The sequence below is a fragment of the Streptomyces sp. AV19 genome (genome assembly GCF_015999245.1).
GTDB lineage: Bacteria > Actinomycetota > Actinomycetes > Streptomycetales > Streptomycetaceae > Streptomyces.
Genome location: NZ_JAEAMR010000007.1, coordinates 102248 through 108705, shown reverse-complemented (window position 1 = coordinate 108705; position 6458 = coordinate 102248). Strand labels below are relative to the sequence as shown.

General features: G+C 73.9%; 5 protein-coding genes and 1 pseudogene. 5 read left to right on the top strand and 1 reads right to left on the bottom strand.

Going from position 1 to position 6458, the window contains the following annotated elements; genetic code table 11:
- Nucleotides 1-342: pseudogene (locus I5Q34_RS10045) on the top strand (ATP-dependent chaperone ClpB); the annotation flags it as partial.
- A gap of 117 nt (nucleotides 343-459) precedes the next feature.
- Nucleotides 460-999, top strand: a complete 540-nt coding sequence (locus tag I5Q34_RS10040; RefSeq protein WP_199891860.1) for a YbjN domain-containing protein — start codon at nucleotides 460-462, stop codon at nucleotides 997-999.
- 7 nt (nucleotides 1000-1006) lie between these two features.
- On the opposite strand, the gene I5Q34_RS10035 is transcribed toward I5Q34_RS10040, so the two are convergent.
- Nucleotides 1007-2230, bottom strand: a complete 1224-nt coding sequence (locus tag I5Q34_RS10035) for a hypothetical protein (protein ID WP_199891859.1) — start codon at nucleotides 2228-2230, stop codon at nucleotides 1007-1009.
- A 453-nt stretch (nucleotides 2231-2683) separates the two neighbouring features.
- On the opposite strand from I5Q34_RS10035, the gene I5Q34_RS10030 reads away from it, so the two are divergent.
- The 3 genes from I5Q34_RS10030 (at nucleotide 2684) to I5Q34_RS10020 (ending at nucleotide 6439) form a co-directional block, all read left to right on the top strand.
- Complete coding sequence (locus I5Q34_RS10030) at nucleotides 2684-3919, top strand: aminotransferase class I/II-fold pyridoxal phosphate-dependent enzyme (RefSeq protein ID WP_199891858.1); 1236 nt, start codon at nucleotides 2684-2686, stop codon at nucleotides 3917-3919.
- 350 nt (nucleotides 3920-4269) lie between these two features.
- The gene (locus I5Q34_RS10025; RefSeq protein ID WP_199891857.1) at nucleotides 4270-4887 is read left to right on the top strand and encodes a DUF2617 family protein; all 618 of its coding nucleotides are present in this window, start codon (nucleotides 4270-4272) and stop codon (nucleotides 4885-4887) included.
- Between the two features lie 49 nt (nucleotides 4888-4936).
- Nucleotides 4937-6439 carry a polyamine aminopropyltransferase gene (locus I5Q34_RS10020; RefSeq protein ID WP_199891856.1) on the top strand — a complete coding sequence of 501 codons (1503 nt, stop codon included), beginning with the start codon at nucleotides 4937-4939 and terminating at the stop codon, nucleotides 6437-6439.
- The last annotated feature ends 19 nt before the right edge of the window (nucleotides 6440-6458 follow it).

The window sequence follows — 6458 nt, the reverse complement described above, 5'->3', positions numbered from 1 at the left end:
GTCTTCCACCCCCTCGGCACCGGACAGCTGGAGCGCATCGCCGAGATCCAGATCGCCCAGCTGCAAAAACGCCTCGCCGACCGCCGCCTCACCCTCGACGTCGACGCGGGCGCACTGCACTGGCTCGCCGCCCTCGGCCACGACGACGAGGCCGCCGCCGCCGACCTCACCTACGGCGCCCGACCGCTGCGCCGCCTGGTGCAGACCGCCATCGGCGACCGGCTCGCCCGCGCCATCCTGGCCGGCGACATCCGCGACGGCGACACCGTCCGCGTCGAGCGGCACCCCGGCGAGGAGGGCCTGTCGGTGCGGCCCGCCGGCCAGGAGGTCCGGACGGCGTAGTCATGGCCGCGGGGACGCCCCCGGCCGCGTGGTCGCGAGAGACGCATGCGCCGGGGGTTGCGGGGCAGGGGCTGGTGTGGGGGAGGATGGCCGCAACCGTACGAAGGGAAATCCACGGTGAGCATCGACCCGTCCTCGATTCCGAATTTCGGGGGCCAGCCCGAGCCGCAGCCCGAAGAGACGGGCCCGGCCGGCCCCGTCATCCCCGACCAGGACCTGGTCAAGCAGCTCCTGGAGCAGATGGAGCTGAAGTACCTCGTCGACGACGAGGGTGATCTCGCGGCTCCGTGGGAGCAGTTCCGTACGTACTTCATGTTCCGCGGCGAGGAGGAGCAGCAGGTCTTCTCGGTGCGGACGTTCTACGACCGGCCGCACGGCATCGACGAGAAGTCGAAGCTCCTGGAGGTCGTCGACGACTGGAACCGCCGCACTCTGTGGCCGAAGGTCTACACGCACACCAACGACGACGGCACCGTCCGCCTGATCGGCGAGGCACAGATGCTGATCGGCGTCGGGGTGTCGCTGGAGCACTTCGTGTCCAGCACCGTCAGCTGGGTCCGCGCCTCCGTCGAGTTCGACAAGTGGCTGGTGGAGCAGCTGGGTCTGGAGGATGAGCTGGAGCAGGGCGACGAGGGCGACGACAAGCCCGAGGCCTGATTCCCGGCTACATCGGGATGCGGGCGATCGTCACCAGATACGTCCCGTAGACGAACGAGAGCCCGGCCAGCGCGCCGACCGTCACCAGGGCGGTGCGCGGCCGGGCTCTCGCCATGCCCAGCGCCAGCGGCAGCAGCAGCGGGAACGCGGGGATCAGGAACCGCGGTTTGGACGCGAAATAGCTGGAGCCGCCGACCGCGATGACGCACAGCACCGCGACGTAGGCCAGCAACGGGGCGGGCGGGCGGTCCAGGACGAACAGGACGAGCGCCACCAGGGCGACGGCCAGGACGGCCAGCGAGCCGTAGTAGGCCATGAAGTCGCGGCCGGTGAACAAGTGGCGGATGAACCGGAACGCGTCCGCGCCGAAGTCGAAGCGCGAGCCCCAGCGCCGCTGCACGGCGAAGTAGCCGAGCGGTCCGCCGCCGGAGCGGATGCCGGCCCAGAGGACGTAGCCGGCCCAGCCCAGCGGGGCGAGCGCGGCGCCGGTCCACAGCCGCCAGTCGCCGCGCGAGCGCGGCTCGCGCCACAGGACGAGCGCGGTGGCGCAGATCAGGGCGGCGGCCACGGCGACGGCGTTGGGCCGGGAGAGCCCGGCGACCAGGGCGAGGGCGCCGGCCCACACGGGCCGGCCGGTGACGGCCGCGTACAGGCTCCAGGCGGCGAGCGCCGTCATCAGGGACTCGGTGTAGCCCATGGTCTGCACGATGGCGTGCGGCAGCAGGCCCCACAGCAGGACGAGCCAGGTCGCGGTCCGCCGGCCGTGCAGCCGCTCCCCGACGGCGTAGATCCCCCAGGCCGCGGCCACGGCCGAGCTCCAGGAGACGACCAGCTGGGCGGAGACGACGGTGAACGGGGTCAGCACCGTCACCGCGTGCACGAGGCCGGGGAACAGCGGGAAGAACGCGAGGTCGTTGAAGATCACCCCGCGGCTGGTGGGGGAGGGCAGGACGAGCCCGTAGCCGTTGCGGGCGATGCCCGCGTACCAGATGCCGTCCCAGGAGTGGCCGAGCAGCGTGCGCGGGTGCCGGCCGGTGGACCAGGCCCAGCCGGCCATCATGGCGAGGCCGAGCAGCCGGGCCGAGGCGTAGAGCCCCAGCGCGGGCAGTGCACGGCGCAGGGCCTCGCGTACCCGGTCCGTGCGGCGGACGGGACGGCCGCCGGTGTCGCGGCGCGGTTCCGGTGCGCGGACGGGCACCGCGCTGGGGTTGACGACGGGGCCGGCTGACACGGGACCTCCTCGGGGCACCTCCCCGGGCCGGCCGGGGGAGCGGCCTGGCCGGCACCGGTGGACTCCGGCCGGCATGACCGGTCGGGCGCCGGGGACGGCGCCGGTACGGAACGGGCGGGCATACCGACCATGCGTCGGCCGTCTCGCGCGCGCGATGCGTCACGCCCGAACGCGGCGCGGCTTCCACCCACTCGGCGGCGGGGTCGCTCGGGGCGCTTGGCCTGATCGGGGGGTGTGCCCGCGGAGGCGCGGTCCGCTCGGGGCGCGCGGGTCTCCTGGGGCTCCGCCCGGGGCGGCGAAGCGGCTTCGCCGCGTTCGTCCTCGAACTCCCCGGAGGGGGCAACCCCCGGACGGGCTGATCGCTCGGCACGAGGGGGGGCTGTGGGGGCGTGCGCGCGCCTATCGTGGAGGCGATCAAGGACCGCGGGTCGAGGACCGATCGGGGAGGGCTTGATGGGCAGCGAATTCGGGGCCGGCAGGCGAGACGCGGACTGGCGGCCGGCGGCGCGGGTCGCCGGGGTGGGCACGTCCGTCTTCACGGAGATGACCGAGCTGGCGCGGAGCACGGGCGCGGTGAACCTCGGGCAGGGCGTGCCCGAGCTGCCCAGCCCGCCGCAGCTGCTGGCGGACGTGGCGGACGCGGTGCGGTCGGGCGCCAACCAGTACCCGCCGGCGCACGGCGCGCCCGCGCTGCGGGAGGCCGTCGCGGCGCACCAGCTGCGGCGCTACGGACTGGCGTACGACCCCCGGGACGAGGTGCTGGTGACCACCGGGGCCACCGAGGCGCTCGCGGCCGCGCTGCTGGGACTGTGCGACCCGGGCGACGAGGTGCTCGCGTTCGACCCCTGCTACGACGCCTACCCGGCGGGGGCCCGCTTCGCGGGTGCGAAGCTCGTGGCCGTGCCGCTGGTGGAGGAGGCATGGGGGTCCCCCCGGGCGGCCGGCACTGGGGGAGGGTTCGTCCTGGACGAGGACGCGTTGCGGGCGGCCGTCACGCCGCGCACCCGCGTGCTGCTGCTGAACACCCCGCACAACCCGACGGGCAAGGTGTTCACGCCGGACGAGCTGGCGGCCGTCGCCGAGGTCTGCCGGGAGCACGGCCTGGTGGTGGTGACGGACGAGGTGTACGAGCACCTGGTCTTCGATGACGCCCCCACCGGCGCGCACCGCACGATCGCCGCGCTGCCGGGCATGCGGGAGCGGACGCTCACCATCTCCTCGGCGGGCAAGACCTTCAACGTCACCGGCTGGAAGATCGGCTGGGTGTGCGGCCCGGCGCGGCTGGTCGCGGCGGTGGCCGGGGTGAAGCAGTTCCTCACCTACGCCTCCGGCACGCCCTACCAGGAGGCACTGGCCCGGGCGCTGGGGGGCGTGGAGGAGTGGGCCGCGGAGGTGCGGCGGGCCCTGGGGCGCAACCGTGACCTGCTGAGCGAGGGACTGGAGCGCGCCGGGTTGCGCCCGTACCGGGCGGACGCCGGGTATTTCCTCCAGGCGGACATCCGCGCGTGGGGGCACGGGGACGGCGTGCGATTCTGCCATGAACTCCCTTCGCGCGCCGGGGTGGTGGCCATTCCCACCTCCGCCTTCTGGGTGCGCCCGGGCGCCCCGTCCCATCTGGTGCGATTCTCGTTCTGCCGGAGCGAGGACTCGGTCCGCGCGGCGGTGGAACGGCTGGGGGGCAGCGGCTGATGCCCCTTTGATCAGGGGATTTGCAAGTGGCCCAGGTCCAGCCGCATATGCGCCGGCGGGGGCCCAACTCCCGCCGGGTGCTTTTTTGTTGAACACTTGAACCGTCGGGCCCACGCGTGGATGGAAAATCGACGATGATGGGTAAAAATGCTGTGGGCGCCGATGGCTTCATGATTTCCTCTCGACCAGGGCAGCGCCCGGAGACGTTTGGGGAAAACGCCCGGGAATCCCGGAAACGCCTCCGCCGGATCAGGGAGCCTCCAGAGTGGGCATGACCCGGCGTACTCGAAGACCTGGTCCTCCTCGGGGCGGGCCGGCCATCCCCCACTGTTCGCTCGCGGAGCCGACCCATGCTCACCACCCTCAAGACCGGTTACACCGACACCCGCGCGGCCGACCTCGCCTGGGCCCTGGGCCGGGAGCCGCTGCCGGCGCTGGCCGTCCTCGATCTCCAACTCGGCCGGGCGGCCGTCCAGTTGCGGCTGCTCGGCGCTTCCCACCAGGTGCTGTTGGAGGAGGGGAGCGGGGCCTGCTCGGAGACGGTCGCGTGCATACCCGGCAGCAGTACCCCGCTGCCCCTGGGCGTGGCCAAACGCGTCGGCGCCTGGGAGTACGAATTCGCGGCCCGCGTCGAGACCTTGTCGCGATGTTCGTTCGCGGGGCGCGCGCAGGAGCTCCTGGCCCTGGTCGCCGAGCACCCCCAGGGCCTGGCCGGAACGTTTCCCGGGGACCCGCACGCCTTCACCGCGCTGCTCGCCCAGCGGCGCGACGGCCAGGTCAGCTGGCGCACCTGGCACGCGTACCCGCAGGAGGGGCGCCTCGTCGTCACCCGCACCCGGGTGGGAGTGCGCGTCGGCTGCGCACCCCCCGGCGCACCGGGCGCCGCGAAGCGCCCTGGCGCGAGCCCCCTGGCGAACGGTAGCGCGCCCGGTGGCGCGGTCAACTCGCGTGAGGATCATGAGCATTGAACTCGTGTGGGTGACAGGGCGATGCTGGATCGTGACGTAGCGTTCCCGCATGATCTACCGTCCGGTACCCGCGCGATTGCCCGTACCGGCCGGGATCGGCCGCCTCCTCGTGCTGACCACCGTCTTCATCTGCGCCGCCTGCGGGTTGGTGTACGAGCTGGAACTGGTCGCCCTGGCCTCGTACCTCATCGGTGACTCCGTCACCCAGGCGTCCGTCGTGCTCTCGGTGATGGTCTTCGCGATGGGGGTCGGTTCCCTGCTCGCCAAGCGGCTGCGCGGCCGTGCGGCCCTCGGTTTCGCGGCCGTCGAGGCGGTGCTCGCCCTGGCGGGCGGCCTGTCGGCGATGGCGCTGTACGCCTGCTTCGCCTGGTACGGCCGGGCCTGGCCCGCGCTCGTGGGGTTCTCGCTGCTCATCGGGGTGCTCACCGGGGCCGAGGTACCGCTGCTGATGACCCTGATCCAGCGGATCCGGCGGCAGGACGCGGGCGGCGCGGTCGCCGACCTCTTCGCCGCCGACTACGTGGGCGCGCTGGTGGGCGGCCTCGCCTTCCCCTTCCTCCTGCTGCCCGTTCTGGGCCAGTTGACGGGCGCGCTGGTCACCGGAGCGGTCAACGCCGTGGCCGGCGGGGCGCTGGTGCTGTGGCTGTTCCGGGGCGATTTGAGCGCGCGCGCCCGCTGGGCGGTGCTGGCGGCCAACGGGCTGGTGCTGGCGCTGCTCGCGCTCTGCTCGGTGCTCAGCGATCCGTTCGAGAGGGCCGCCCGGCAGGCGGTCTACGGGACGGACGTGCGGGTGGCCGTGCGGACCGGCATGAAGGAGGTGGTGCTCACCGGCGGCGCGGGCGGCGGTGAGCCGGCGCTCTTCCTGGACGGCCGGCTGCGTGCCAGCGGCGAGCCCTCGCGCTACCACGAGGCGCTGGTGGGCCCGGCGATGGCGGGGTCGCACCGGCGGGTCCTGGTGCTCGGCGGGGGCGACGGCATCGCGGTGCGCGAGGTGCTGCGGCACGGCGGTGTGGCGGCGGTGACCGTCGTCGACCCCGACGCGACCGTCGTCCGGCTCGCCCGCACGGACGCCCGGTTCGTCCGGTTCAACGGCGGTGCCTATGAGGACGCGAGGGTCGCCGTGGTGCACGCCGATCCCTTCGAGTGGCTGCGCGGCCGGCCCCCGGCGGTGCCGGGACGGGCGTACGACGTGGTGGTCTGCGACCTGCCGGGGCCCGGGGGGACGGGGGGCGCGAAGCTGTACTCGCAGGAGTTCTATGGGCTGGTGGCACGGCAGTTGGGCGACGGGGGACGGCTCGTGGTGCACGCGGGGCGGATGGGGGAGCGGGCGCACGACCTCCGGACCGTGGACGCCACGGTGCGGTCGGTGGGCCTGTGCACCCGGCCGTACCGGAGCCCGGGGGCGGGCGAGGGCTGGGCGTTCGTCCTGGCGGGCCGGTCGCCGGCCCCCGGCTGCCGCCGGGGGTGCCCCCAGGTGCCGGCCGGGATGCGGGCCCTGGAGGGCGGGGGCGCGGTGGCGTCGACGCTGATGCACCCGCGGTACGGGGAGTGAGCGCCGTCGGCTACGTGGT